The 1,685-nt window shown below is 69.8% G+C and carries 3 protein-coding genes; all 3 read right to left on the bottom strand.

All coding sequences use genetic code 11. The features are described from left to right. Positions 1-69 precede the first annotated feature (69 nt). Positions 70-330: a type III secretion system export apparatus subunit SctS gene (gene sctS, locus AC1D01_RS33605; protein WP_047505504.1), complete on the bottom strand. Its 261-nt coding sequence runs from the start codon at positions 328-330 to the stop codon at positions 70-72. Positions 331-343: 13 nt separating this feature from the next. Continuing rightward, entirely contained in the window at positions 344-1,000 is a 657-nt protein-coding gene (gene sctR, locus AC1D01_RS33600; protein ID WP_477873801.1) for a type III secretion system export apparatus subunit SctR, read from the bottom strand. Beyond that, a partial coding sequence (gene sctQ, locus AC1D01_RS33595) for a type III secretion system cytoplasmic ring protein SctQ (protein WP_477873800.1) occupies positions 978-1,685 on the bottom strand: 708 nt, incomplete at its 5' end. The genes sctR and sctQ, both read right to left, overlap by 23 nt.

The raw sequence follows: 1,685 nt of genomic DNA, 5'->3' as shown, positions 1-1,685 counted from the left end.
CGGCAGGCGCGACCGCCGCCGCGCGCGGCGCGACGACCGGCGTCATCCGGGTGAAGGAGCGCAGCATGTTCATTGCAGTGCCGCCTGGACCGCCTGCTGGGCGAAACCGAGCACCATCGAGGCGCCCCACGGTGCGGCGATCACCAGCGTGATCACCACCGCGATCAGCTTGGCGCCCTGCGAGATGGCCTGGTCCTGCAGCGAGGTGATCGCCTGCACGAAGGACACCAGCAGGCCCACCAGCGCCGCCACCAGCACCGCCGGCAGCGAGACCACCAGGCACAGCAGCATGGCCTGCGAGGTCAGTCGAACGATGTTGTCGTAGTCCATGGTCGTGGGCTCGCTATTTGTAGGTCAGCACCAGGCCGTGGATCAGCGTCGACCAGCCGTCCATCACGACGAACAGCAGCAGCTTGAACGGGATCGCCACCTGCGTCGGCGTCACCTGCGACAGGCCGAGCGCGAGCAGGATGTTCGCGATGATCAGGTCGACGAYGACGAAGGCCAGGTACAGCAGGAAGCCGATCTTGAAGGCCGCGGTCAGCTCCGACAGCGTGAAGGCCGGGGCCAGCACGATCAGGTCGTCGGCCTTCAGCGCCCTCGCCCGCTCCGGCGGCCACACCGCGGCCGCCGATTTCAGGAAGAACGCCTTCTCGCGCGCCTGCGCATGCTTGTCGAGGAACTTGCGCACCGGCTCCTTCGCGACCTCCAGCACCTGGCCGATCTGGTCGGCGCTCGAGGGTGCGAAGCCCTCGGTCTTCATCTTGTCGTACGAATCCATCACCAGCGGCGCCATGATGTAGGCCGACACGATGATCGCGATGCCGTTGAGCACCATGTTGGGCGGCACCTGCTGCACGCCGAGCGCGTTGCGCAGCAGCCCCAGCACCACGACGATCTTGGTGTACGAGGTCACCATCATCGCGACGAAGGGCAGCACGCCGATCGCGAACGCGATGACGAGCAGCGGGAGCAGTTCACCCGTGGTGGTCTGCGTCATCGCGTGCCACCATGCGTGTGATGCGGGCGCCCAGCCGCGAACCGACCGCCACCAGTTCCGCATGGCCGATCACCTGGCCGCACGACACGAGGCGCAGCCGCGCCTCGGCCGCCGGCGCGCCGAGCTCGATCACGTAGCCGGGCTCGATCGCCTCCAGCTCCGACAGCGGCACCGACACGGTCTCGATCTCGAAACGCACCGGCAGTTCGAGCTCGCCGATCGCATCCGCTGGCTCGCCCGGTTCGGCGAGCAGGTCCTGGTCATCGTCCAACATCTGAAGTCCTCCTTCGACTGTCCATGAATTGCCTTGAATCCGCCCCGGCGCCGCCAGGCAGCGCGCACCGCGCGGCCCGAGCCTGAGCACCGCGGCGGCACCATCCAGCGCCTGCAGCTCCGCAGGCAGCAGCACCACGTCGCCGACCCGCAGCGAGCGCAGCACGTCGATCGACAGCGCGCGGCTCGCGATCACCGCGGCGCCCGGCAGGCGCAGCAGCGAGCGCCAGGCGCTCGGCTGGCCGTGCGGGCGCGCCGCACCGCGCAGCGCGTCGTGCACCGGGCCGGGAAGTTGCTGCACGGCGATGCGTGCGATCTCGGCGCCGCCGCGGCGCAGGCTGCACCAGCCGCTGCGCGGCACCTGGGCGGCGGCCAGCGGCGCGAGCGACACCGCCTGCACGCCGGGCAGCAC

The organism is Rhizobacter sp. P3_B12 (genome assembly GCF_056402895.1).
This window is presented reverse-complemented; position numbering and strand designations above follow the sequence as displayed.

Bases quoted from the DNA above. Each gene is read 5' to 3' on its own strand.
- sctS (WP_047505504.1), bottom strand. From the start codon at position 330: ATGGACTACGACAACATCGTTCGACTGACCTCGCAGGCCATGCTGCTG.